Below are 26,559 nucleotides of genomic sequence, written 5' to 3'. Positions count from 1 at the left end.
TATTATTGTACTGGCTTCATCAAACTTGGTCAATCTTTTTACCCCTGCTGAGTCGATAAATTACGAACAAAATTGGCAATATGGATAGCCAAAATGCAAGGTAACCAATTTGTGCTTCATAATGTCCGAGTCCGCCGTACACTGGATATTGATGAAAAACGTAATCGATCACATCATTATGGAAAACCCAAATGATAGTGACTGCTAAACTCATTAACGTAAATTTGAATTGTGGTAAAAATAATACAGCTTGAAACGCCATAATACCGTGAGAAATCATTAACATGACACCCACCACATAAATAGTATTGTCCTCTATAAACAACAAAAGATTCATCATAACTGCCCAAATGCCATATTTCAATAATGTGACGAAAGCGAGCGTATCAATGATGGCACTTTGCTTTTTACACATTAGCAAGATTAAGCTGACGACTAAAAATAACGTCGCAGTGGGACTATCTGGAATAAATGGCCAAAAATACCACGCTGATCTGAAAAGTTGTGGCGCATACCAAATATAACCATAAAGCGTCCCTAAAATATTACTCATAATAATCAATATGAGTATTGGGCGTTGATAAAACAACATGTTCTGTAGAGCTGTCCACATGATTGAGATCCCTTTCGTCAGTCAATATTTAAATTTCGTCAGTAATATGTCTCAATTTAATGAGATTTAATATTTTTGTATAGTGCTGAAATGATTGAATATCTTTCAAATTTAAACTTAAGTCAATATGTGATTTTAATAAATAAATGATTTGCTGCTCTGTACTATGAGAGAGCTCGATATGATACACATCTTTATGATACGCATCTCCATTTTGCGTTGCGAGCAGTTGTTGCAATAATAAATGATCGAGACGTAAATCACGATCAGCTTCAGGATTAAAATGAATTTTAACGTCCAGTTGCTGTGAATGATGAATGACTCGATCAAATATTTCATTCGTGTTCATCATTACCGTCTCACCGTCATGATATTGAATGGCTACGTCAGGTGTATCCGACACAGCCATTTCTATAGTAGGGTGTTCTGCTACGATTTGATCGACAAAATGAATTTTTTCAATCAGTGCAGGGGTCGTTTTAATGAAATTGAGTAACCATACACTGATTCGAGATTTAAACTGATAGTGAAAGAGTAAATACTCGATAAAGTCACGTTTTTCAATATTTAAACGCGTATCTAGCATCTGTTATCACCTTAAATTAATCGTCCTTGTTCTGCATCCCACTCAGGGTTACCACTATCTTTTTGCAACAGTAATTGAAGAATAGATTTAGCTTGTTCGATTTGACCGATTTCGATGAGATAATAGTAGTAATCTTTTAAGAAATCAATGTTGTCACGCATCGATTCAAACGCTAACCCGTAAAAATGTTGCGCCTCTTTATCACGTTCTTCTTGTCCTAATGCATATGCGAGTTGCCACATAAATTGAGGGTCCATATCTTCTTCATCAACATACTGAACTAATTCAATTAATGCTTCATAATCTTCTTCATTACGTAAAAAGTCAGCCAACAACAGTAAAGGTTCTTGATAACCCGGATCCACTTCAAGTGCTTGTTTTAATAACGTCACACCTTCATTTTGATCGCCATGTTCGATTTGCAATGCCCCCGTACTGTACATCAACTCTTTATAAAACTGGTTGAGACGTAACCCTTCTTGACCGATTTCAATCGCATCTGCAAATGTTTTCTCGTTTTCATAAAGTTGTTGTAAATAGTAGTAGCCTTGAATAAAGTCTGGATCTTTTTGGAGTAATGTTTTTACCAACTTAATTGCTTCATGCGTCATGTCATTCTTTTCATACGCGATCGCTTTTTTAAGATAATCTTCTGATGTCAGTTCATTGTCATTTATTTCATCAAACCAACGTAGTGCATCGGTATAGTTGCCGCTTTGAAGACTGCTATCTGCTAAACGTGAGAATAAGTTAACACCATTGACTTCATACTCTCCGCTCTGGAGTACAGTGTCATACTCCCTTGATGCGCGCAAATATTGACCATCATAGTAGAGTAACTCTGCTAATGCGAAATGGACAATCGGATCAGCAGGTTGTAGCTCGATCGCTTGTTCGATTTTTTCAATCGCAATATCTATCATATTAATTTGTTGATATAAATCAGCTTCTAACATTAAACGTTCAGGTGTGAGTGGCACTTCATTTAAAAACTCTAATGCTTCATCTGTTTGGTTCTCTGAAATCAGCCCATCAATAAAATAGATTAAAATTTCATCTTCATCTGGATATTTCATGTAAAGCGTACGAAAGACTTCAAGGCCTTGTGGTGTAAGTCCGAATTGATATAATGTCTCACCTAGAACAAACAATGCCTCATCGTTATCTGATTGCAACGCTTCCTGAACGCGAGAATCGAGTTGATCTAATTTTTGTAAGTTGATATCGTCAATTAATTTGTAGATATCTTGCATACTATCCCTCATTTTCTAATTGTTTAAGTAGTGGCAAAAACCCTGGGAATGACACATTGACACTTTCGAATTGTGCAATTTCAATCGGTTCTGGTGTCATAAGTGAAGCAACGGCTAACATCATACCGATACGATGGTCGTTATGACTGTCAACAGGTTGAATTTGACTGATTGTTGACGGTTCGATGATGAGTCCGTCGTTAGTCGGCTTAAGTTTTAAACCTAACTTACCGAGTTCAATTGCTGTTGTATCAATACGGTTGGTTTCTTTCACTTTTAATTCTTCAGCATCTTTTATGATACTTGAACCATGTGCTTGTGTACAGAGTAACGCAATTGTCGGTAGCTCATCAATACATCTTGGAATAAGACCGCCACCAATTTCAATACCCTTTAAACCAGGTGTATATTGCACACGAATCGTTGCAGTGGGCTCTGGACCATTTGTTTGATTTGAAAGTGAAATATTGCCGCCCATACGCTCAACGATTTCGATAATTCCGTCACGGGTTGGGTTTATGCCAACGTTATGAAGCGTAATGTCACTACCTGGTGTAATTAATGCCGCCACGATGAGAAAGACTGCCGATGAAATATCTCCAGGTACTTCGAAGTCGCGCGGTTGGATATGATGAATCCCTTCGCCTGGTAAGGTCACTGTTAAATCTTGTGTTTGAACAGGAATACCATAATGGGCAAACATCGTCTCAGTATGGTTGCGTGACATATCTATTTCGCGAATCGTTGTCGTATTTTGAGCAAATAAGCTTGCAAACAAAATGGCACTCTTCACTTGCGCGCTTGCAACTGGCATATCATAATGAATCCCTTTGACTTCACTAGGTCCAATGATAAGTGGTGTGTAGTTATCCTCTACACCTGAAATGTTGACATGCATTTGTCGAAGCGGTTGAAGCACACGGTCCATAGGTCTTTTGCCGATAGACGCATCTCCAGACAACACACTTTGAATGCCTAATCCACCAAGCAATCCGGCCATCAAACGTGTCGTCGTGCCTGAATTACCTGTATATAACGTTTGGTGTGGCGTTTGAAAATGAGCATAACCAGGTGAGTCAATCGTCATGGCTTCATCTGTAATGTCCATTTTAACGCCTAACTTTTCAAATATTTTTGCTGTACGTAAACAATCTTCACCGAGTAAAGGTTGATGTATAACAGAGCGTCCTTGTGCTAAAGAAGCCAGCATAATCGCTCGGTGCGTCATTGATTTATCGCCAGGTACGGATACTTCACCAATGAGTGGCCCGTTAATCATAATTTTTTCCATCTATATCACCTCAAGATATTGTTGTTTGAATGTCTCAAGTGCTTTTTCTAATATAGGTGTTTCAACGTGTTTAACGATAGGGTCACCAATTGCTTGTAGCAGAACCATGCGTACACCCTTTGCATCATTTTTCTTGTCATTGCGCATGAGTTTAAATAACGGTTCGAATTCAAATTGGCGAATCACATCTAACGGATAACCTAAACGATTTAAATACTTGAAGTAATGTGGAATATCAAAATGCGTGTCCAATAATAGATTTGAAACGATAAATTGATAGACAATCCCCATCATGACAGCGTGACCATGTGCAAGTTGATATTGATATTCGATCGCATGACCCAACGTATGACCTAAATTTAAAAATTGACGTTGACCACGTTCTTTTTCATCATTCAATACAATTTGCAGCTTTGTTTGAATCCCGTTAATTAAATACTTTTCAATCCCATACAACGCTCTTAAATGTCCGTTATCGGGATAAGCATTTTCAAGCGTCTGTACTGATTGCGCATCATTCAACAATGCATGTTTATATACTTCACCATAACCGCTTAATATTTCCGAATAAGGTAATGAAGTGAGAAACTCTAAATCGTAAATGACCGCTTTTGGACGATGAAAGGCACCGACAAGATTTTTACCGTGTGTCGTATTGATACCCACTTTACCGCCAACACTCGAATCATGGGCAAGAATCGTTGTAGGGACTTGAATAAAGTCAACGCCGCGTAATAATGTTGCGGCTAAAAAGCCAACGAAATCGCCTGTTGCACCGCCGCCAATTGCGATTAAGCACGTATTACGCGTTGGTTGATGGGCAAGTAGCGCCTCAATATAATGTTCATACTGCGCCATATACTTCACTTGTTCACCTGAAGGGAGTTGAAACGTGGTATATGCATGATGATGAACGAACTTAGAAATCTTGGCTTCCCAAGTTGTATAGACGTTTTGATCGACAAACACAAACACATGTTGGTAGTTAGAAACGAGCGCATCTAATTGGTCGAATGCAGCATGTTCAATAATAATCGGATAATTGTGGTCCGGATATGTCGTTGTTAATTGCATGATTTATCACCTATCATTAATATGTTTGGTTCAGTTCGCGTCTTTCAGCGACTTGTTGTGCGAGACGTGAAAAGTCATGAGAACCAAACTCCTCTAAAATAGTTCTCGCAATTTCATATGAGACAGCATGTTCACAAACAATACTTGCAGCAGGTACCGCACAACTGTCTGATCGTTCAATCGTCGCTTTAAATGGTTCTTTAGAGTTAATATCTACTGATGCAAGTGGTTTATACAACGTTGGAATAGGCTTCATCACACCATTCACGATAATCGGCATACCGTTTGACATACCGCCTTCTAAACCGCCGAGATGATTTGATGCGCGGTAATAGCCTTGTTCCTCTGAATATAAGATCGGATCTTGAATTTCACTGCCTAATTTTTCTGCCGCTTTAAAGCCTTCACCAAAACTCACACCTTTAAATGCGTTAATGCCAACAACACTTTGTGCAATTCGGCCATCAAGTTTTCTATCATAGTGGACATAACTACCGATTCCGATTGGCATATGGTTAACAATGACCTGGACGACACCGCCGATAGAATCGCCTTCTTTTTTAGCACTATCAATTTTATCGCGAATCGCTTGTGCAATACTGTCGTCAATAACACGGACATCATTTTTATCAACATTTTCAACAATAGTATCAATGTCATAAATGCCCTCGTCTTTAATACCACCGATTTCAACGACACGGCTATAAACGTCGATGCCTAACTGTTTCAACAATTGCTTACAAAGTGCCCCCACAGCAACGCGTGCGGCTGTTTCACGTGCAGATGAGCGTTCAAGTACATTACGTAAATCACGATGGTTATATTTCATGCCACCGACCAAATCTGCATGACCGGGTCTTGGTTTCGTAATGACACGTTTCATATTTTCTTTCTCTTCTTCTGAAATGGGTGCAGCACCCATAATATTACGCCAATGTGTAAAATCATCATTCTTAATGACGATCGTGACAGGACTGCCCAATGTATAACCATGGCGCACACCTGAAACGATTTCTACCGTATCCTTTTCAATTTGCATACGACGGCCTCTTCCATAACCACCTTGACGCTTAAACATTTCTTCGTTGATTTGATCAATATCAATAGTCATATTTGCTGGTAGTCCTTCAATAATGACCGTTAATTGTGGACCGTGTGATTCTCCAGACGTTAAAAATCTCAACATGATGAGCACTCCCCCTACCTTTTAGTTCATATGTTTCATATCATAGCACAAAATGAAAAATAAATTAATAGAAAACACTTTTGCTATTCACCGCTTTTAACGGTTAAAGTGAATTCGATAAAATCCATTTATAAACAAGGCGTTGGCGATCATCGTTTGATTCAATATAACGTTACAATTAGACGATACAAAATGATGATGGATCGATGTGTAGAAACAAATCAAAGGGCCCAGACAACTGAATGTCCAAGCCCCATGAAATGAGTTTAAATATTATGCTTCATATAACCATGTTTCATCCGGTGTATGGTATGAACTGATTTCTTCGTCTTTAAACCAAAGTGCAATTTCACGTTCAGCAGATGCCACTGAGTCTGAACCGTGAATGACATTACGCCCAACCGTTAAACCTAAATCACCACGAATGGAACCAGGTGTCGCTTCAGAAGGATTCGTACTACCGATAATATGACGTGCAACGGCCACAGCGTTTTCACCTTCTACAACCATCGCAAAAACGGGTGCTGATGTAATGAAAGAAATCAATGAGTCGTAAAATGGCTTTCCTTCATGTTCACCATAATGTGTCTCAGCTAAAGATTGTGGAACTGTCATTAATTTAGCCCCTACAAGCTTTAATCCCTTTTGTTCGATGCGTTGAACAATTTCACCAATTAATTTACGTTGTACCGCGTCCGGTTTAATCATTACAAAACTTTTTTCCATGATGCGCAATGCCCCCTGTGTTTTTATGTATTACAAGATTATCCTATCATTTGTTTAAAGCGCTTTCAACAGGAAAGGTGATTAATTCATTCTGTTTTGTAATCTTTTTATTAATTTTCTGAAATGTGGTTTAATCTCGTTTTTAGGTAATGTTTCCAATAACGTTGAAGCTTTGTCGAGATATTGTTGGCTGACGTTTAAAGATTGAGAAATCGCTTCAGATTGACGTATTTGTTCAATGCACCAATCAAAGTCTTCAGTTGGTGAATCCGGCGTTAATGTTGCGACTTTTTCTTTTAATTGTGCGTTCTGCTTCATCGCTAATAATACAGGGAGTGTCATGTGACCATTGCGCAAGTCACTTCCGACAGGTTTACCGAGTTTCTTTTCTGTACTCGTAAAATCTAAAACATCATCAACAATTTGGAAACTCATGCCGATATGATGACCAATATCACGCATTTTTCGAATCGTTTGATCGTCCGTCTGTGAACTCATCGCACCTACTTCAGTAGCGAGCTGCATTAATAGCGCAGTTTTGCGATTGATTCGACGCAAATAGTTCGTAATCGATTGTTCTGCTCTAAATTGGTCTTGGAATTGGAAAAGTTCTCCGCGACACACTTCGATAATCGCATGAGACAGCGTTTGATGAATGCGACTGTCCTGAATATAAGACAAATGTTCTAACGCACGTGCAAGTAGAAAATTACCGGTTAAAATCGCAGTCGGTTGATCCCACTTCTTCTCGATAGTTAACTTGCCACGTCTTTTATCACTGAAATCAATCACATCATCATGGACGAGCGTTGCCATATGAATCAACTCTAACGCTGTAGCAACGCGATATGTCGCATCATTAGCAGGATTTTCACCGACGTAACTGCTCAAAATCACGAATAACGGTCGAACGCGTTTACCTCCTGATGATAAAAGGTGATCTGCAGCACTTTGGAGTGTTGAATCCTCAGATTGAATCAACTGTTTCAAAGTATTTTCAATTTTTTTAATTTCTTGATTCAAATTTAATTTCGACATGCATAATCACCTTTTAATTAGTTCGTTTTGGGTTTATAAGCTAAGTGCATGGCAGCCACGCCACCTGTAAAGCTACGGACTTTGACATTTTCAAAGTTGACATCTTCAAACATTTTCTTTAAAGTTTCGCGATCTGGGAAATCGAATGCAGACTGCTGGAGCCATTCATATTCTTGTTTTGATTTCGCAAAGATTTTACCGAAGATGGGCATCACAAATTTAAAATACAGACGATACCCTTGTTTGAAGACTGGCATCGTCGGTTGGCTAGTTTCTAAACATACAGCCATACCACCTGGCTTCAGGACGCGATACATTTCTGACAATGCTTTTGAATAGTCTGGAATATTACGTAATCCAAACCCGATTGTCACATAGTCAAATGCATTGTCATCAAACGGCAATGCCATCGCATCACCTTGAACAAGTCTAATGTTGTCCATATGCGCCGTTTTTTCTTCGCCCACTTTAAGCATATTTTCACTGAAATCCAGTCCAGTCACTTCACCTTCTGGCCCGACTGCTTGGCTTAAAGCAATCGTCCAATCAGCAGTCCCACAACAGACGTCTAAAGCAATTGTCCCTGCTTGTACGTTCATTTCTTTCATTACTTTTTTGCGCCACACTTTATGTTGTTCGAAGCTAATAATATTATTTAAACGGTCATATTTGCCAGAAATATTTTGAAACACTTCATGGACTTGTGCTTTATTTGCCTTGTTTTTAGTCATTTTGAAACCTCATTTACTTTTTGTATAGTTTTGTAATGCTATGATCATGTCGTTGATCTCATCTGGCTGCCAATCGACTAAGTAACTCAATTGTTGTACGTCGAGTTGTTGAATCAGTTGATGGCGTATATCACTAAAAGACTGTTCGATACGGTAATGTTTTATCAATACTTGAATTAACAATGTTTCAATCGTAATCATCATATCTTTTAAATTTGCATTAGCGTGTATATCTTTTTGATGTTGAATATAGGATTTTAATTCATTTATTTTTACAATCGCTTGGCTCATTTGGAGTTGTAGTTCAACATCTTTCAAATCAGCAAGTAACTGATAATAGTGTGCACTCAGCAAATCACCTATGAGTATGGCATCACGTTCATAATGATAATAACTGATACGATCAAGATGTTTCATTGATGTATCAATAGAGAGGCACGCAAGTTTTGCATTTAAAGGCACATCAAGTTGATCTAACAATTGACTTAAAGTTCGATTGATATGTATATTTTGGGGGCGATTGAGTTGGTTCAATCGTTTATCAAGTTGTTGTTGTAAACATTCAAAAGTATTCTCCATTTGACACACCTCTAATTTTAATCACTCTCTATCTTAACACTATCAACCTAAAAATTAAATCTGATTTGCTTTTTTTGTCATAAAAGCCATGAATGAAGTTTGATGTTGCTTGATTTAATGTTGTTAAGAAAGTGTTATACAAATCAACGTGATGAGTCATGCTTTAGTTGAAGTGAATAAATTTTGTTAAAAAAGTATGAAATTAAAATGTATATACAAATCAATGGAGACAGATTGATCATCATGATAGGACGTAAGCCAATGAAATGATACAAAAAGAATGAAGGATTACTTTCTTAAAGAAGTTTATAAATCGAAATGAAGTGGATAAACTTTTGAAAAGACGGAAATAAAAAGAAGTCTATGTATGAATACAAATCGTTTGAAGCGCATTGAAATGACGATGTTATGGGTAGCATTAATCATAGGAAAGGCTGGAAAACGCCATTGTGTCCCAGCCCCTTTCCTAATAATTGAATTATTTCACAGCATCTTTTAATGCTTTACCTGCTTTGAAAGCTGGAACTTTGCTTGCAGGGATGTCAATTTCTTTACCTGTTTGAGGGTTGCGACCTTTACGCGCGGCACGCTCACGTACCTCAAAGTTACCGAAACCGATTAATTGTACTTTTTCACCTTTAGCTAATGATTTTTGAATTGCTTCAAAAACAGCATCAACAGCTAAACCAGCTTCTTTTTTAGTTAAATCAGCTTGTTCTGCAACAGCGTTAATTAAGTCAGTTTTGTTCATGTCAATTCACCTCCTCAAAGGTTATGTAATGATAATTCAATTATCATTATGGTATGACTTTAACACAAGCGAATGCAAGACTGCAACGATTTATACAAGAAAAACGTTGATTTAATCGCTTTTTGTTGATTTTTTTATAATTTTGTCATGAAAATGGTCAATTTCTATCTTTATTCTGATTTTTTTGTGCGTCCCATTAACGCTTTGACTGCTTGTTCAACAGGTTGATTTTCAAATAAAACATGATACAACGCTTCAGTAATTGGCATTTCAACATTTTCTTTTTTAGAAAGATTGTACACCGATTCAGTTGTGTACACGCCTTCAGCAACCATGTTCATATGATTCATGATTTCATCTAAACTTTTTCCTTTACCAAGTTGATAACCGAGAGAATAGTTTCTTGAATGCGTAGAAGTACACGTTACAATTAAATCACCAATGCCGCCTAAACCTTGGAATGTGAGCGGATCGGCGCCAAGTTTAACACCTAAACGTGTAATTTCTGCTAAACCGCGCGTCATTAAAGCAGCTTTTGCATTATCACCAAAGCCCATACCGGCAAGGACGCCGCTCGCAATGGCAATAATATTTTTAAGTGCACCACCAAGTTCTACGCCGACAAGATCATCATTGGTATACACACGTAAATAATCCGTCATGAATAAATCTTGTATCAATTTGCGTAATTCTGGATTACTTGAAGCTGCTGATACGGTTGTTGGTTGTTTGATCACCACTTCTTCGGCATGGCTTGGACCAGAAAGCACCCCAATGCCAGCGTTATATTCTGGTGAAATGGAGTCTTCCAACATTTCTGAAACACGCTTAAATGTTGCATTCTCAATCCCTTTAGTAACATGAATAAAAGATTTTTTTGAAGTCAGCAATTGATTGACTTGCGACATAACTTCTCTAATCGCTTTTGTTGGCAATGCGATTAAATATATATCAGCATGGTCAATTGCGGTCTGAATATCTGTTGTCGCTTGAATTGACGTATTAAGCGTAACCCCTTTTAAATAATTATGATTTGTATGTTCGTGGTTGATTTCGTCTACTGTTGTTGATGTTTTACCCCACATTAATGTGTTGTGGCCATTGTCTGCAAGCACATTAGCCAATGCAGTACCAAAACTTCCTGTACCAAACACTGTAATGTTCGTCATGTTTATCCCCTCCATCTAATTTCGTTTACGTGCAATAATGTGTACGGGTGTACCTTCAAACCCAAATGCTTGTCTAATTTGATTTTCAAGATAACGCTTGTATGAGAAATGCATCAGTTCGACGTCATTTACAAATACCACAAATGTCGGTGGTTCAATCGCCACTTGAGTTGCATAGAAAATATTGAGTCGACGGCCTTTATCTGTCGGTGTTGGATTCATTGCAATGGCATCTGTGATTACTTCATTCAATGTTGAACTTTGAACACGTTTTTTATGATTTTCACTCGCTTCGTTAATTAATGGGAAAAGTGTACGCAAACGTGTTTTTTCTTTTGCTGATACGAAAGCAATTTGTGCATAATCTAAAAATTGGAAGTTTTTGCGTACTTCATCCATAAACTTTTTCATCGTATTGCTATCTTTTTCTAACGTATCCCATTTGTTGACGACAATCACAATCGCTTTTCCTTCTTCATGCGCATATCCAGCAACACGTTTATCTTGTTCAATAATGCCTTGTTCTGCATCTAAAACAACAAGAACGACATTGGAACGCTCAATGGCTTTCAATGCACGTAATACCGAGTACTTTTCAGTTGATTCATAAACCTTACCCTTTTTACGCATTCCTGCTGTATCAATCAGTACGTAATCTTGGCCTTCATAGCTGTAAACGGTATCGATGGCATCTCGCGTTGTACCAGCAATATTAGATACGATAACGCGTTCTTCGCCGAGAATGGCATTAATTAAACTTGATTTCCCTACATTAGGTCGACCAATTAATGACAAACGAATTGTATCATCGTCATAAGGGTCTGGCGTTTCTTTTTTAAAGTGTTTTGCGACCTCTTCTAATAAGTCCCCTAAACCTAGACCGTGTGAACCCGAAAGTGGGAAAGGTTCTCCAAAACCGAGTGAATAAAAATCATAAATATCATTGCGCATGTCTGGATTGTCGACTTTATTAACAGCCAATACAACCGGTTTTTTAGATTTATAAAGTATTTGAGCCACAAGTTCATCATTTTGTGTGACCCCTTCACGGACATTCACCATGAATATGATCACATCAGCTTCGTCAATCGCGATTTCAGCTTGTGCGCGAATTTGAGTTTGGAATGGTGCGTCTCCGATCTCGATACCACCTGTATCAATCACATTAAACTCATTTGTGAGCCATTCACCGCTTGAATAAATACGGTCACGCGTCACACCAGGTGTATCTTCAACAATAGATACACGTTCTCCGACGATGCGGTTAAAAATTGTAGATTTTCCTACGTTAGGACGCCCCACGATAGCAACTACAGGTTTCGTCATGCTTGTTCTTCCTCTCTATGAATAACTTAAATATTGAATATATCAGTCTGTGCAAGTCTATTTCGCATTGTTCGATACATAACAACGCTATTATATCACGTCAAGTGTCGCGAACAAAAGCATTGCTGAAAAGTACCCCTTATAAAGTGTAGGAATACATTTTTATTTGTTTGAATAGGGTTAGAATGATGGATTTTGGCTTTTGCGTTAAAAATGGGATGTGGTCATATAACTGAATTTGAAATGCGGATAGGTATGTATAAAAAGTTTGAGAAGAAGTATTGATGCGGTTGTAGTCAAGTTAGACGACAAAATATCGCAATAAAAAGAACTAAGGTTATGCGATATAACCTTAGTTCAAAATGGATTATAAATTCAAGTCTTTCAATTTATCACCGAAAACGTCACCTAAAGTTGGGTTGTTTTCGTTTTCATCAGCAGGTTGTGTATAGTGTTGTGTTGTTTCCTCAGAAGCTTCTTCAGTTTCTTCTTCTGAGTTTGCTGCTTTAATTGAGAGTGAAATACGTTCTTCTTCAGGATTAATACCTAAAATTTTAACTTGAACAGTTTGACCTGGTTCAAGAACTTCGCCAGGTGTACCGATATGTTTATGGCTAATTTCTGAAATGTGCACAAGACCTTGTAAGCCACTGCCGATTTCAACAAATGCACCAAATGAAGCTAAGCGCATTACTTTACCTTCAACAATGTCGCCTTCACTATATTTTTCTTGAATTGTTTCAAATGGACTTGGTAATGTATCTTTAATTGATAATGACACACGTTCAGAATCTTGTTCAACTGAACGAACTTTAACTTTAACAGTATCACCAATAGAAACCACTTCTTCTGGTGATTTTACATGTTCGTGAGATAACTCAGAAACATGGACTAAACCATCAACGCCACCAAGGTCAATAAATGCGCCAAAGTTAGTTAAACGCGCCACTTTACCTTCAATTACGTCGCCAGCTTTAATCGATTGTAATAATTCTGCTTTTTTCTTTTCGTTTTCTTCTGCTTCTACGGCTTTACGGCTTAAGATGACGCGATTTTTTTCAGGTTCAAGCTCTTCAACTTTGAGTTCAAGCACACGTCCTTCATAATCTGAGAAATCTTCAATGTAATCAGTTGAAATTAATGATGCAGGAATGAAACCTCTTTGACCTACATCCACAACTAAACCACCTTTAACGACTTCAGTTACTTTCGCTTCAATCGTTTCGTTGTTGTCTAATTTCTCTTGTAAATAAGCATAAGATTGCTCTTCTTCTAATTTACGTTTAGATAGGATGTAACTACCTGTTTCGTTTTCTTCATCAACTTCAATTTTAGTCACATAAGCGCTAATTTCGTCACCGACTTTGACCACTTCGTTTGCATTTTCTACATGATAAGTGGAAAGTTGGCTAATTGGAATAATACCGTTGTATTTACCGCCATTGACGTGAACAACAACGTGCTTATCTTCAATTTGTTGTACTTCTCCTGTAATCTTATCGCCCTCTTTAATGTCATTAATCATTGATTCATTGAATTCTTCAGTCATCATGATTGCCTCCTTATACTACTACATAATAATAACTTCTTATAAAAGTCTTGAATTGTCAAGAAATTTAGATAAGTTTGAATAAAATAAATTAAACCGTATTTACTAAAGACAAGATCTTATCTGTGACTTGTTCAATACTCAAGCCTGTTGTGTCGATTTCAATCGCGTCTTCAGCTTTTCTTAACGGTGAAATTTCTCTGTTCATATCGTATGCATCTCGTTCAGCAATATCTTTTTTCAGTTGCTCAATAGATGATTCGATACCTCTTTCTAGGTTGTCTTTATAACGACGTTCAGCGCGCTCTTCTACAGATGCAATCATATAAACTTTTACCTCTGCATCTGGAAGTACAGTAGTCCCGATATCTCGACCGTCCATAACGATGCCTTTTTCCGCTGCAAGTTTTTGTTGCGCTTGAACTAAAAATTGACGCACCTCTTTTATAGACGAGACGTAGGACACATTTTGCGTTACATCGTTTTCACGTAGAAAATCAGTCACATCATTATCATTTAAAAAGACACGTTGACCCTTTTCAGCATCATAACCGAGGCGTAAATCAATTTCGGCAATGAGTGATGTGAAATCCGAGAATCGTTCTTTGTTATTTAAATAATAATATGTGATTGCACGATACATTGCGCCTGTATCTACATATATCATGCCTAATTGAGCAGCTACTCTTTTTGCTATCGTGCTCTTACCAGCAGCTGCCGGTCCATCTAATGCAATATTAATCGCTTTCATACGTTACCTTCCTTGTCGTTTGTTTAACAATATTTTATCATAATAATGGACCATTTTACGAGGAGGAACCTAAATGAAAAATTTATTAGTCATCCATACAGGTGGCACAATTAGTATGTCAGAAGATGAATCGAATAAAGTGATGACGAATGATGACAATCCGATTACGCATCATCAAGACGTCATTGCACAATACGCTAACATAGATGAACAGATGCCTTTTAATGTCCCTTCTCCACATATGACAATTGATAATGTCAAAATTTTAAAAGAAATCATTGAAGATCCGAACCATTTAGCACGTTATGATGGTTTTGTGATTACACATGGTACCGATACGTTAGAAGAGACCGCTTTTTTACTAGACTTAACGATTTCGACGTCTAAACCGGTCGTTATTACTGGAGCTATGCGTTCTTCCAATGAGATTGGGTCAGATGGTTTGTATAATTTTATTTCAGCGATTCGTGTAGCGATTGAAGAAGAATCCGCGGGTAAAGGCGTCATGGTGGTTTTCAATGACGAGATACATACAGCGCGCAATGTCACGAAAACACATACTTCAAACACGAATACATTTCAAAGCCCAAACCACGGTCCGCTTGGGGTGATTACTAAAGCAGGCGTCTATTTTCACCACAGACCGTATGAACGTCAATTTTTAACAAATGTCAATGCAGCACTTCAAATTCCGTTAATTAAAGCACATATGGGCATGGGAAGCGAAATGTTAGATTTTTATGCAGAACGTCATGTGGATGGTCTTGTCATTGAAGCGCTCGGACAAGGTAATCTTCCTCATACTGCGATGCCAGGTATCAATGCATGTTTAGATAAAAATATTCCCATTGTCCTAGTATCCAGATCATTTAATGGGATTGTGAGTGCTGTTTATGCCTATGAAGGGGGCGGACATCAATTATTTGAAAAAGGTGTGATCTTTTCGAATGGTTTGAACGGTCAAAAAGCGAGATTAAAGTTACTCGTCGCATTAAGCAACGATTTTCAACATGCTCAAATTCAAGATTATTTTAATGTTTAAAACGACACTCGGTTTGTATACAAAAAAGAGATACCCTATGAAAATAGCCGCTCCTAATTGTGTAATTGGGATACGGCTATTTTTGTGCACTTTCACAGCATCATGTATCCAGTTGCTTTCTAGCTATGAAAACGATAATGGCTTCAATCAAAATCAATACGACAGTGACCCAAAAACGTTTTGTACGAGCATGATTTCAGCTAATCCACTCATGATAAAGATAGAGATTGAAAAAATGAGCGTATTGAGCACCAACGTGACTACATAAACATGCACCAGTATATCTTCTTCAACAGACTCTTGAATCAATATCGTTTCAGGTATTTCCTTTAATTGCGAAAAGAAGCCAATGAATAACGTTGCAATTAGAAAACTGATGGCATCGATAAAAATTAATGACAATGCTAACGTCGAGGCAGTTAAAATCAACGAAATAAAGACCCACAAAGGTTTGTGTTGAGTCATCACATTTGAAAATTTTAATATCCCCCAACCACCTAAAATGATACCAATGGAGTATAACGTATTGATATAACCCCAATATGACTCACTTTCGTCTAATACAACACTAATAAAAGCGAGAATAATTGAGGATACCCAAATTGAATTTGCTATGATTTCGATTGTGTTGATTCCGAGAATGAGCTTTAATTGACGATGCGCAATGATATGTTTCCATCTTTTGAAAATACTGTCTATTGGTGTTTCATTTTCGACAATTTTGATATTGACTTGAGGTAAATACAGCAAAATCAAACTCGCTAACCAAAATAAAATAACAGTGAACATCAGCGTTTGATGAAGTCCTATTAACAAGACAAGCACACCGCCTATCCCCCAGCCGATCACTTCAATCGCCTCATGAGAAACAGTTAATATCGAATTTGCTCGAGTCAAATCCGTCACATAACGTGGAATGAGCGCAGCACTCGTTGGGCCGGCAAACCCATCCATCAATGATATGACTGTGACTAAGCTATAAGTCACGCCTATCATATGTGAATTGAACGTAATCATCCATACGAACAAACATGTCAGTGCGATTGTTTTTGTGAATTGCGTGTAGAGTAAAATCTCGTTTAAGCGCAACTTTCTTGTTAGCACAGGGAGGAAAAAACTTGAAACAAAAGTTGAAACCCCTATGATGACTGGTATGCTTGAGGTGGCGATTACAGAATGTGTAATGACATACATATTTGAAATAACTGCAACTTTGAATAATACATCTGCAAAATCTGCACAGGATTCTGCTAATAACAATATTTTAAATGACTTTTTCATGTTGTTTCACTTACCATTTCTTAAATTAAATATTTAAATCACGGTTGGTAGTTGCGCCTCACTTTACCTGAATCACAATTAAAAATAAATGTAGACACATGAGACAAAATTTTTGCATCGTGTGTGGCGTGTATCGCATATAAATTAATATTGTGTTTGCGACATGTAAGTAGTCAGGCTTTATTAAGAAATGGGGTTTTAACAGTTAATGTGCATCATTATCATCGCTCCATTCTGGAATTCATTTTAGTCATTTAGTAAGTCAAGTCAATTTCGTTATTAATCGTATGCGCAGTTTTTTATATGATTAGTTAGAATATTCGGATAATTACACATGTATGAAATGCGTAAACTATGCTCGATATTCACAACCATGATACAATATGTTGAAAAAATTATACCATAAAAATGCGTCATGCAATATATAATTAAAAGCCCTTCATCAGTAATATCAATGACGAAAGGCTTTTTGATAAAGATTTGAGTATACACTCATACAATTTATGATTCTAATGGCGATTGTTTTTTAGTCAATATATCACGGGCAATGGCTTCACCATGATATTTACCGTTTTCGATAAAAATAGTATTTGCATCGTTGCCAGCTGCGATAACCCCAGCGATATAACAGTTTTCGATGTTCGTTTCATACGTTTCGGAATTGTATATCGGTGCTGTTCCATATTCATTAGTATGAATGTCGATGCCAATAGATTGCAAAAAGTCATAATCTGGGTGATAACCAATCATCGCAAACACGTAATCATTATCGATTGTGATTGATTTCCCTTCTTTTTCAAATATCACTTGATCTGCTGTAATTTTTGTCACTTGACTATTGAAATGCATTTGAACATTACCTCGACGTACCAGTGATTCAAAATTTGGTAATATCCACGGCTTAATCGCTGGTGAATATGTCTCACCTCGATAAATGACAGTGACACGTGCACCTGCTTTTTCTAACTCAATTGCCGCATCGACTGCAGAATTTTTACCACCGATAATGACAACGTCTTGGTCGAAATACGGATGTGGTTCTTTAAAATAATGCATGACTTTGGATAATTCTGCACCTTCCACTTCTAACGTGTTGTGTTGGCCGTAATAACCAGTCGCAACAGTTAAATAGCGACATTGATATACATCTTTAGTCGTTGTTAAAGTGAAGTGATCATGCATTTTTTTCACTGTTAACACTTCCTCAAATGCATTGACCTTGAGTTGATGATGTTTAACAACTTCACGATAGTACACTAATGCTTGATTTCGACGTGGTTTTAATTCTTCTACAATAAAAGGCACGTCGCCAATACTTAATTTATCGCTTGATGAAAAGAAAGTTTGATGTGTCGGATAATGGTAAATCGCATCCACAATATTTCCTTTTTCGATAACAAGCGTATCGATACCTTTTTTCTTTTGTTCAATGGCAGCACTCAATCCACATGGGCCACCGCCTATAATAATACTCTCTACAGTTTTCATTTTTATACAGAAACATTAAAAATATGCGTTCACAAACGTCAATTATGCTACTTTAATGTTTCATATTGCCTCCTAATTCTCATACTAGCATCGTATATGATAAGAACTGTGATAATCCTTATACATTATATCAACTTTTATAGTGATTCTAAATGGAAAAGTTTGTGACAGTCTCCATTGCAAATAGAGCGGCAATAAAAAACAACCTTATCCATTGATTCAGGATAAGGTTGCATGTATCAAATTTATGGAATAATGAGCTGTTGTCCGTTCGAAATGTTGTTATTTTGTAATCCGTTCGCACGTTTAATTTTTTCAACATTTTCAGGTGACCCGTTACCGTAATATTGAATCGCGATACGATATAAGTTTTGGTTACCATTCACGACATGAGTCTGTCCACCAGCAGATTGGCCTTGTTGATATGCATTTTGCTGATTATTGACATTGCCATTATTCACGTCGTTTTGACTATTATTCGGATCGGATGTCCCATTTGGATCTGAAGCATTTGCATTGTCGCTATTATTGGCGTCTGACTCTGATTGATTGTTGTCATCCTTACGCTTGTCGTCGCTATCTTTTGCAGTTGTCGCTTTATCAGAATCAGCTGGTTTGTCGTCTTTGTCTTTAGATTGACTTTGTTGATTGTCATCTGAATTTTTCTTCGCATCATCTTTTTGTGCGACTTCTTGCTGATTGTCATTTTGGTGATCTTGATTAAAGAGATACATGCCACCGAAAATCGCAACTGCACCTAAAAGAATCATCGCAGCAAGTAACGGTAAAAGCTTTTTGAAAAATCCACCGCCAGATCCATTTGAAACAGTCGTCTCTGATGATTCAGTTTCTGGTCGATGTTTTGGTGTTTGTTGCGCATGATCTCGTGAAGCGCCTATACTAGTCGCCGCACCTGCCGCAGCTTTTTTCCCTTTGTTCGAATGAGATTTGCTGTCTTGGGAAGATGACTGCTCGTCTTGTTTTGGGCTTTGGTTATTTTTCGTCATGTCTGCTTTTGCCGCACCTGCCGCGCCTATACTTGCCCCAGTTGCCAAAGCCTTTTTACTCTTGTGGTGTTCTTGTTGATTGTTCTTTTCTTCGCTTTTCGCTTTAGGTTGTTGCTTTTGATTATTGGCTGTTTGAGCATTTACATCAGTTCCAACGGCTGCAGCACCTGTTGTTGCGGCTGTTTTCCCTTTCACATCATCCTTAGCTGGTTCACTTGGCGTTGAATCAGCTGTTTGAGTATGCTTATCATCAGCACCATGTTGTGTTTGATTAAGATGATTGTCATCGCTCTTTTTAACGCCACCAATCGGACCTGTTTTTTTGTCCGCTTGTCCCTTGTCTGCTGTTGTTTCTTGTCGGTCAGTCTGCGCATCTTTTTCTGTAGGTGTAGGTTTAGCTTTTGATATACCGAAATCTCTTTTTCTGTGGCGTCTAGAAGCATTTCGTGGCGGGAATTGCTGTTGTTGCTGTTCCTGACTTGCTTGAGGTTGATCATCTTTTTCATTTATTGCATCAGTTGTCTCGTCCTCGTCATGATGATGGGACTTAATTTCTTGACGACTGCGTTCAAACTCATCTTTGAAATTATCTTTTGACACTTAACATTCATCCTTTCCATATCAATTGTACAATAACGATTTGAAAGTAAAACCTTGATACGTTCAATATCAATTCATTACATCTATTTAATTCTATGTTGTCGTTAAATCGCCTAATACCATTTACCCTAAATTATAGCGGGTTTAAATTAAAAGTGAAAGCGTTGTGAAAATTAATGAAACAAATTTTCCAACTTTTCAATGTAAGTTAACTTTCTTTTAACTTTTTTCTTATTTTTTTCATAAACTGGGCTAAGTGTGTCGCATTGATCACAACATGCATCTGTTGTTTTTTTCGTCATACCAAAGTAATTCAATAAATGTTGGCGTCGGCATTGTTTGGTTAAAATATAATGATACATATGACGATAACCTTGTCTTTTCATGTCTTCATTTTGAGCGAATATTTGTCTCAGTTGTTGAAATGAAAAAACTTGCGTTAATACATCTAAAATGGCACGTTTTTCAATATCAATCATTTGACCGACTTCATATTGGTCCACATCTGAGGCATGCATAATATTCACTAATGCTAACGTCTCCATTAAATACTGGTCATCTGGTTGAAACAGCGCAATGGCTTGGCTTGGAAGTCCATCTCTACCCGCACGTCCAATTTCTTGTAAATAACTTGAAGGTGTCGGTGATACATGAAAATGAATAATGGTACGAATATCTGGTTTATTGACGCCCATGCCAAAAGCACTCGTTGCAACGATAATCCGTATATCATTGTTTAAAAACTGTTGCTGAACGGTATGACGCTCTTGATAAGATAAATCCCCATGGTATATCCCCGTTAAATACCCTGCTTCATAAATCGACGTCGCTAAATCTAAACTGACTTTTTTGGACGACACATAAATAATCGTAGGACCAGATGCTGCGATTGTATCAATTAACCAATCCACTTTTTCTTCATAAGAGGACATGAATTTGACACATAATGCCACATTCGGTCGGTCCATTGAGTGTTCAATAACATGAATGGATTTTTGAATGACCCGTTGAATATCATCTTTCAAGTGTCGAGTTGCAGTAGCAGTCAGTGCAAGTACGGTAGCTTCGTTAAAATAACTTGTCACATTACCAATCAAGGCATAGTGTGGTCTAAAATCAAATCCCCATTCAGACAAACAGTGGACCTCATCAAGCACGATCATACCAAATTGGATATTTTTGAAAAGATTAAAATGGTGCGGCTGTAAAATAAATTCAGGACCCACAAAAATAAATCGAGCTTGCGTGAGCTGTTGGAGTGCCCGTTTTTTAGCCGCATGTTCCATCCCTGAATGAATCGCAACGACACGGTGTTCGCCTTGCATTTTCATCTGCATCACTTGGTCGTCCATTAACGAAATGAGCGGCGAAATGACCAAGGTCGGTTGTTGTTTCATATAAGTAGGTAGTTGATAACAAAGTGACTTACCACTTCCGGTCGGTAAAATCCCCAATGTATGTTGCCCTTCTAAAACGCTAGAAATAATCCTTTCTTGACCAGGGCGAAATGTTGTAAAGCCAAAATATTGTTTTAAAGCATCTTTAAGCATGTAATTCTCCTTTTGCGCTGCCGATAATCGCGAGTTTAAGTTCAAAATAGGATAATGCGTCAAATTGTTCTTTGTACAGTTTTAGCCGTTGATAAGGTTGCTCTTGATAAAATTTAAGAAATTGATGATACGGATGTGTAAAGAAATCATCATAGTTTGTTAAAAGTTGCTTCATAAACAAATCAAGAATATGATCTTCTATCGTCGTTTCCCGTACTTGCTCAATTTGTGAGACTTTTGCTATCGAATACCCTTTTTGCAGCAATTGTAACGTTTGGATGACGCGATCGGACACTTCTATAGGCATCATACATTGTGAAAGTATTGGAAATGCATCAGAATTTTGAATGAAAAGATATATGGACAATAACTCTTCGTAATATGCAGTATATAAATCATGGATATCAATGGACTCAATCATGCTTATTTGGGCAAACGTGTACATCGGTTCATCATATCCAGTCAATAAGTAATGCGTATATAACGTGTCATGTTTCTCGGATAGCATTTTAAATAATGTTGTGACCTCTTCTTCAAATGCGTCTTGTAAGTGCTGTTGCTCAATTTCATAATAAATGAGGCGTACAGCTTCGTGAATGTCAACTTGTGACGTGATAGGCAGAAAGGTCCGTTGCTTGTGTTGTATATGAGAAACCGTTTGAACTAATAGCTGTAATGCTTTAAAAGTTGCGTCTAAAGTTGAATACGTCATCCGATTGCTTGTTTGAATCGTCGGATAATGGTGTGACTCGTGACTAATCATTTGTTCGAACTGTTCATATTTTAATTTGGGTGCACAGCCGTAAAGTGATAATATATTTAAAGTAACAGCATCAAAAAAAGTTTGATGAGATTTTTTACCTATGATAATATTAAAGATGCTTTTTTTAGTTTTGTAGGCTGATGCATGATGATAGAGATATAGAATTAATTGTTTCATGTTTAGACCTCGATTAAAAACGTATATATTGAAAAATTGGGTACACAGAACTACAATAAAATTATAATGTGAGTATGGTACTTTGAAAAGGGAGGCGAAAAAATGGCTAAATATACAATTGTTGATATGGATACTTGTATTGCTTGTGGTGCATGTGGTGCAGCTGCTCCAGATATTTATGACTACGACGATGAAGGTATTGCATATGTAATTTTAGACGACAACCAAGGTACAACGCCAGTACCGGAAGAATTGTATGAAGATCTTGAAGATGCTTTTGAAGGTTGCCCTACTGACTCTATTAAAGTTGAAGAGGAGTCATTTGATGGTGACGCACTCAAATTTGAATAGTTCATATTGAGGACACTGTCTTTAATATTAATATAAAACAACTTAAGGTCTAAGTAAACTAAGATGAGGGTTGAGTAGAAAAATGGTTTGTTCACCATGCTACTCAATCTATTTTTTTTATGTTTTGAATGAAGACTCGCTTTGTATTGAAAGAAATCATATGCGAACATTTTTTACATCAATCGCTTTATTGTTTAACTATTGCTTCACTCATTAACTATAAAAAAGGCTGGAAACCACAAAGTCCCAGCCTGTTAAAATATTTATTTCAAAATATGTCCAATGCGTTGATAGAGCAATATAAAAATAATAGATATCAGTGCGCCTTTGATGATGTTAAATGGAAGAATCCCTGCAGCGACGATCAACTTAAGATTATTCGCGACATCAGTAAGGTTCATAATCATGCCATAAAGTGGTAGTAACACGAAATAGTTCATGACAGCTAACACAATGGTCATGACAATGGTACCAGCAATTAATCCTAAAATGAGATGTTTTGTAGTTTGATTCTTACGATAGAATCCATAACTTACAAGCAATAGACTCGCACCTGCTAAAAAGTTAGCTACTGGCCCAACAGGATCACTCAAGTTGAAAAAGAAATTCAGTAAGTTTTTAATCAATTCCACGAGTAGTCCCGCAACCGGACCGAGTGTAAATGTCGCCAATAATGCGGGCACATCACTGAAATCAATCGTTAAATATGGCGGTAAAAATGGCAACGGAAACTTTATAAATGTCAGTACAATTGCAATCGCACTTAACATCCCTACCGTTATCATTCGTTTCGTTTGCTTTTGCTTCATAAAAAAGACCTCCTATTAAATTCATCTTTCACGAATAGGAGGAATAAAAAGCAACACAAATAAACCTCCATCTTCTCCCATCCAGACTTTAACTGTCGGCTCTAGAATCTCACTAGATCAGCCACAAAGATGCAGAACTGAACATCATTTGCAGGTCGCAGGCTTATTTTACTGCCGGTTGGGAATTACACCCTACCCCGAAGATGAATTAATTTTTATTATTTTCGTTATTAGTTTACATGAGATAACTTTTGAATACAATCTATTTGCAACAACTTAAACATCCTTAAGATATAAATTAGGAACGGCGACACCTCGATTGTAAAATGAGACACCGTCGTTCCTGTATGAAATCATCCTTGCTTATTCATTTTCTTTTGCTACATGTGACTTTTTAGGTAGTGAAATGATAAATTTCGTCCCCTTGTCGAGTTCACTTTCTACACGGATATGACCTCCGTGCGCATTTACAATCATGCGTGTAATAAACAATCCAAGCCCTGTTCCTTGCGAGCCCCGTTTACGTGCAGAGTCCACTTTATAAAAACGCTCGAACAGTTTCTCTAAATGTTGCGGTGCGATACCAACGCCTGTGTCTTCAACAGTTAAAATTTGATGGTCATGATCCGCCGTTGCTTTAATTGAAATGGTATCGCCAGGTTGTGTATAACGTGACGCATTATCGACAAGGTTCGTCAACACTTGTTCCATACGATCAAAGTCATAGTACCAAAGTGAAGCCATCTCGCCGTCCATTTGAATATCTAAGGTCAAATCTAGTTCTTGTGCTTGTTGACGATATTTCATCGCCATTTTTCTAACTAAATCTTGCATCGGTTGCACTTCTTGCGTCACATTCAAACCTTCAGCATTCATTTTTGCGACATTCAACAATTCATTGACTAAGCGACTTAATCGTTTAGACTCATCTAATACTACCGTTAAAAATTCATTGATTTCTTCTGGTTCAGTGACGACACCATCCACGATTGACTCGGTATACCCTTGTAACAATGAAATCGGTGTGCGCAATTCGTGAGAGACACTAGCGATAAAGTCTTTTTTCACTTGTTCAAGCTCATGTTCGTTTGTCATATCACGTACGACAGCAACAAGGCCACCTTCACCATTCGCTTGAATTTTTTTAATATGACTCATAATAATCACATAAAAACGCTGATTCATTTCATATTCTCGATATTCCGTTTTTTGACTCTCAAATGTATCTTCAATTTGTTGATTAAACATTTCGCGGTCAGATGCGTTTAATTCTGAAAGCATCCGTTCAGCTAAAGCATTTGAAATAATAATTTGTTTTTTATGATTGATACCTAATACCCCTTCAACCATTGAATTAATAAGGGTATCACGAATATTTTTAGATGTCGTTAATGCGTCGATATGCGTTTGAATGCTACGACTCATTTTGTTAAAAGTCATGGCGAGCTCACCAATTTCATCTCTTGTTTGAATTGGCACACGTTTGTCATAGTTTCCTCGAGCAACTTCTTTCGCCTGGGTTTTAAGTTGACGCAATGGATTTGTAATGCGTGTTGATAAGAAAAATGCGAAAACCGTTGTAATGGCTAGGAAAACGACAGCTGTAATTAAAATCATAATGGTAATGATGTTATTCGTATCATCAATACTTTTTAAATCTTGATAAATAAATATCGCTGAAGATTGGGCGTTGTTATCTTTAGAAGGATAACCGAGTAATACATAAGTATGCGTTTTACCATCAATTTTAAAAGTAACATGTTGTAACTCAGAATGATTTTCTTTCAGTACACGATCAAAATTTGGATGTTCACTGATTTCTTTAAGCATTTTCTTTTTAACCGTATCTTTTTCATTGATATGCGCACGGTCAGGTAAGATGATAAGACCTTTATTATCCTCTAACAAAGCTTCACTATGTTCAATCGCGAGTTTTCGATTATCATTTTTGAGTAACACTTGGTTGACGTTTTCAGCACTTTGATAGAGCGCGCGTTCGGTTTCTTGCGTGAAATAATATTGGAAAAATGTGATTAATGCAGCACTTAATAAAATTAAAACTGTCGTTACTATTAAAATAATAGTTAACCACAGTTTTACGACAACGTTATTAAGTCGTTTCATCCGACTTGCTCACTTCGAATTTATAACCTACACCCCAAACGGTTTGTATCATTTTTGCTGCATCTGCAGAAACACGATTTAATTTTTCACGCAAACGCTTGACATGTGTATCTACAGTACGTAAATCACCGTAAAATTCATAATGCCAAACTTCTTTTAATAATTGTTCTCTATCAAATACTTTATTCGGTGTTTTAGCTAATAAAATGAGTAATTCATATTCTTTTGGCGTGAGATTAACCGGCGTCCCATCTGCCAATACCTTATGTGCATCATTATCAATCGTTAAATGTTTAAATTCAATCATATCACGGGCATGTGGCTCGTTTTGTTCAGCTTTTGAAGATTCTGTACGACGTAATAACGCTTTAACACGTAACACAACTTCGCGTGGTGAAAATGGCTTAACGATGTAGTCATCGGCACCTGATTCAAAACCTTCAACGCGATTATTTTCTTCGCCTTTTGCAGTGAGCATTATAATAGGCGTATCTTTAAGTTCGCGTAATTTAACCGCAACTTCAAGACCATCCATTTCAGGCAACATTAAATCTAACAAAATACATGAATAATCATATTTTGTCGCCATGTCTAATGCTTCGCGTCCATCACTAGCTTCTGCAATGACATAACCTTCTCTTTCTAAATATAATTTTAATAATTTTCTAATTCGATGTTCATCATCTACGACTAAGATTTCATTAGTCATCATGACATACCTCCCACACATGGTGACATTTCTAA

The 26,559-nt window shown here is 37.2% G+C and carries 25 protein-coding genes and 1 riboswitch; of the genes, 2 read left to right on the top strand and 23 right to left on the bottom strand.

The features are described 5' to 3' along the window. Window positions 1-19: 19 nt before the first annotated feature. From EL101_RS07405 to cmk, 15 genes are all read right to left on the bottom strand, one after another. A complete protein-coding gene (locus EL101_RS07405) occupies window positions 20-613 on the bottom strand; it encodes a DUF1405 domain-containing protein (protein WP_096541086.1) in 594 nt (197 codons plus the stop codon). Between the two features lie 28 nt (window positions 614-641). Continuing rightward, window positions 642-1,199, bottom strand: a complete 558-nt coding sequence (locus tag EL101_RS07400) for a YpiB family protein (RefSeq protein ID WP_096596261.1) — start codon at window positions 1,197-1,199, stop codon at window positions 642-644. Between the two features lie 11 nt (window positions 1,200-1,210). Continuing rightward, window positions 1,211-2,452 (bottom strand): tetratricopeptide repeat protein, encoded by a 1,242-nt coding sequence (locus tag EL101_RS07395; protein WP_096596260.1) that lies wholly within the window; start codon window positions 2,450-2,452, stop codon window positions 1,211-1,213. 1 nt (window position 2,453) lies between these two features. Continuing rightward, window positions 2,454-3,743: a 3-phosphoshikimate 1-carboxyvinyltransferase gene (aroA, locus tag EL101_RS07390; RefSeq protein WP_096596259.1), complete on the bottom strand. Its 1,290-nt coding sequence runs from the start codon at window positions 3,741-3,743 to the stop codon at window positions 2,454-2,456. After that, entirely contained in the window at window positions 3,744-4,817 is a 1,074-nt protein-coding gene (aroB, locus tag EL101_RS07385; RefSeq protein ID WP_096596258.1) for a 3-dehydroquinate synthase, read from the bottom strand. A 16-nt stretch (window positions 4,818-4,833) separates the two neighbouring features. Next, a complete protein-coding gene (gene aroC / locus EL101_RS07380) occupies window positions 4,834-6,000 on the bottom strand; it encodes a chorismate synthase (RefSeq protein WP_096596344.1) in 1,167 nt (388 codons plus the stop codon). A 276-nt stretch (window positions 6,001-6,276) separates the two neighbouring features. After that, window positions 6,277-6,729: a nucleoside-diphosphate kinase gene (ndk, locus tag EL101_RS07375; protein WP_019165294.1), complete on the bottom strand. Its 453-nt coding sequence runs from the start codon at window positions 6,727-6,729 to the stop codon at window positions 6,277-6,279. Window positions 6,730-6,810: 81 nt separating this feature from the next. Then, on the bottom strand, window positions 6,811-7,767 hold the full coding sequence (locus EL101_RS07370) for a polyprenyl synthetase family protein (RefSeq protein ID WP_096596257.1): 957 nt from the start codon (window positions 7,765-7,767) through the stop codon (window positions 6,811-6,813). A 17-nt stretch (window positions 7,768-7,784) separates the two neighbouring features. Beyond that, complete coding sequence (locus EL101_RS07365; protein WP_096541064.1) at window positions 7,785-8,498, bottom strand: demethylmenaquinone methyltransferase; 714 nt, start codon at window positions 8,496-8,498, stop codon at window positions 7,785-7,787. 9 nt (window positions 8,499-8,507) lie between these two features. After that, window positions 8,508-9,077 (bottom strand): heptaprenyl diphosphate synthase component 1, encoded by a 570-nt coding sequence (locus tag EL101_RS07360; protein WP_096596256.1) that lies wholly within the window; start codon window positions 9,075-9,077, stop codon window positions 8,508-8,510. 478 nt (window positions 9,078-9,555) lie between these two features. Continuing rightward, window positions 9,556-9,828: an HU family DNA-binding protein gene (locus tag EL101_RS07355; protein WP_019165290.1), complete on the bottom strand. Its 273-nt coding sequence runs from the start codon at window positions 9,826-9,828 to the stop codon at window positions 9,556-9,558. A gap of 170 nt (window positions 9,829-9,998) precedes the next feature. Then, a complete protein-coding gene (locus EL101_RS07350; protein WP_096596255.1) occupies window positions 9,999-10,997 on the bottom strand; it encodes an NAD(P)H-dependent glycerol-3-phosphate dehydrogenase in 999 nt (332 codons plus the stop codon). Between the two features lie 15 nt (window positions 10,998-11,012). Next, window positions 11,013-12,323, bottom strand: a complete 1,311-nt coding sequence (gene der, locus EL101_RS07345; protein WP_096596254.1) for a ribosome biogenesis GTPase Der — start codon at window positions 12,321-12,323, stop codon at window positions 11,013-11,015. Window positions 12,324-12,690: 367 nt separating this feature from the next. Continuing rightward, complete coding sequence (rpsA, locus tag EL101_RS07340; protein ID WP_096596253.1) at window positions 12,691-13,872, bottom strand: 30S ribosomal protein S1; 1,182 nt, start codon at window positions 13,870-13,872, stop codon at window positions 12,691-12,693. A 91-nt stretch (window positions 13,873-13,963) separates the two neighbouring features. Beyond that, the gene (cmk, locus tag EL101_RS07335; RefSeq protein WP_096596252.1) at window positions 13,964-14,623 is read right to left on the bottom strand and encodes a (d)CMP kinase; all 660 of its coding nucleotides are present in this window, start codon (window positions 14,621-14,623) and stop codon (window positions 13,964-13,966) included. A gap of 73 nt (window positions 14,624-14,696) precedes the next feature. Here cmk and EL101_RS07330 point away from each other — a divergent pair, with 73 nt between their 5' ends. Continuing rightward, the gene (locus tag EL101_RS07330) at window positions 14,697-15,665 is read left to right on the top strand and encodes an asparaginase (RefSeq protein WP_096596251.1); all 969 of its coding nucleotides are present in this window, start codon (window positions 14,697-14,699) and stop codon (window positions 15,663-15,665) included. 153 nt (window positions 15,666-15,818) lie between these two features. On the opposite strand, the gene EL101_RS07325 is transcribed toward EL101_RS07330, so the two are convergent. The 5 genes from EL101_RS07325 to EL101_RS07305 all read right to left on the bottom strand — a co-directional run bounded on the left by EL101_RS07325 (window position 15,819) and on the right by EL101_RS07305 (window position 22,531). Then, entirely contained in the window at window positions 15,819-16,946 is a 1,128-nt protein-coding gene (locus EL101_RS07325) for an MFS transporter (RefSeq protein WP_096596250.1), read from the bottom strand. Window positions 16,947-17,447: 501 nt separating this feature from the next. After that, window positions 17,448-18,434, bottom strand: coding sequence for a bacillithiol disulfide reductase YpdA (gene ypdA, locus EL101_RS07320; protein ID WP_096596249.1), 987 nt, complete (start codon window positions 18,432-18,434; stop codon window positions 17,448-17,450). A gap of 245 nt (window positions 18,435-18,679) precedes the next feature. After that, a complete protein-coding gene (gene ebpS / locus EL101_RS07315) occupies window positions 18,680-20,041 on the bottom strand; it encodes an elastin-binding protein EbpS (RefSeq protein WP_096596248.1) in 1,362 nt (453 codons plus the stop codon). 173 nt (window positions 20,042-20,214) lie between these two features. After that, complete coding sequence (locus EL101_RS07310; RefSeq protein ID WP_096596247.1) at window positions 20,215-21,591, bottom strand: RecQ family ATP-dependent DNA helicase; 1,377 nt, start codon at window positions 21,589-21,591, stop codon at window positions 20,215-20,217. Further along, complete coding sequence (locus tag EL101_RS07305; protein ID WP_096596246.1) at window positions 21,584-22,531, bottom strand: helix-turn-helix domain-containing protein; 948 nt, start codon at window positions 22,529-22,531, stop codon at window positions 21,584-21,586. The genes EL101_RS07310 and EL101_RS07305 overlap by 8 nt, the downstream gene beginning before the upstream one ends. Before the next feature lie 102 nt (window positions 22,532-22,633). On the opposite strand from EL101_RS07305, the gene EL101_RS07300 reads away from it, so the two are divergent. Beyond that, window positions 22,634-22,882 (top strand): ferredoxin, encoded by a 249-nt coding sequence (locus EL101_RS07300; protein ID WP_014613875.1) that lies wholly within the window; start codon window positions 22,634-22,636, stop codon window positions 22,880-22,882. A gap of 263 nt (window positions 22,883-23,145) precedes the next feature. Here EL101_RS07300 and EL101_RS07295 read toward each other — a convergent pair whose 3' ends face one another. The 3 genes from EL101_RS07295 to EL101_RS07285 form a co-directional block, all read right to left on the bottom strand. Next, window positions 23,146-23,691, bottom strand: coding sequence for an ECF transporter S component (locus EL101_RS07295; protein WP_096596245.1), 546 nt, complete (start codon window positions 23,689-23,691; stop codon window positions 23,146-23,148). A 65-nt stretch (window positions 23,692-23,756) separates the two neighbouring features. Then, window positions 23,757-23,900: riboswitch (FMN riboswitch) on the bottom strand. 154 nt (window positions 23,901-24,054) lie between these two features. Beyond that, complete coding sequence (locus EL101_RS07290) at window positions 24,055-25,815, bottom strand: ATP-binding protein (protein WP_096596244.1); 1,761 nt, start codon at window positions 25,813-25,815, stop codon at window positions 24,055-24,057. Next, entirely contained in the window at window positions 25,802-26,524 is a 723-nt protein-coding gene (locus EL101_RS07285; protein ID WP_096596343.1) for a response regulator transcription factor, read from the bottom strand. Before EL101_RS07285 ends, EL101_RS07290 begins: the two co-directional genes overlap by 14 nt. Window positions 26,525-26,559: the final 35 nt, after the last annotated feature.

This window comes from Staphylococcus delphini (assembly GCF_900636325.1).
Classification (GTDB): Bacteria; Bacillota; Bacilli; order Staphylococcales; family Staphylococcaceae; genus Staphylococcus; species Staphylococcus delphini.
Note: the sequence above shows the minus strand (reverse complement) of the source record. Positions and strands in the feature narration are given on the sequence as shown.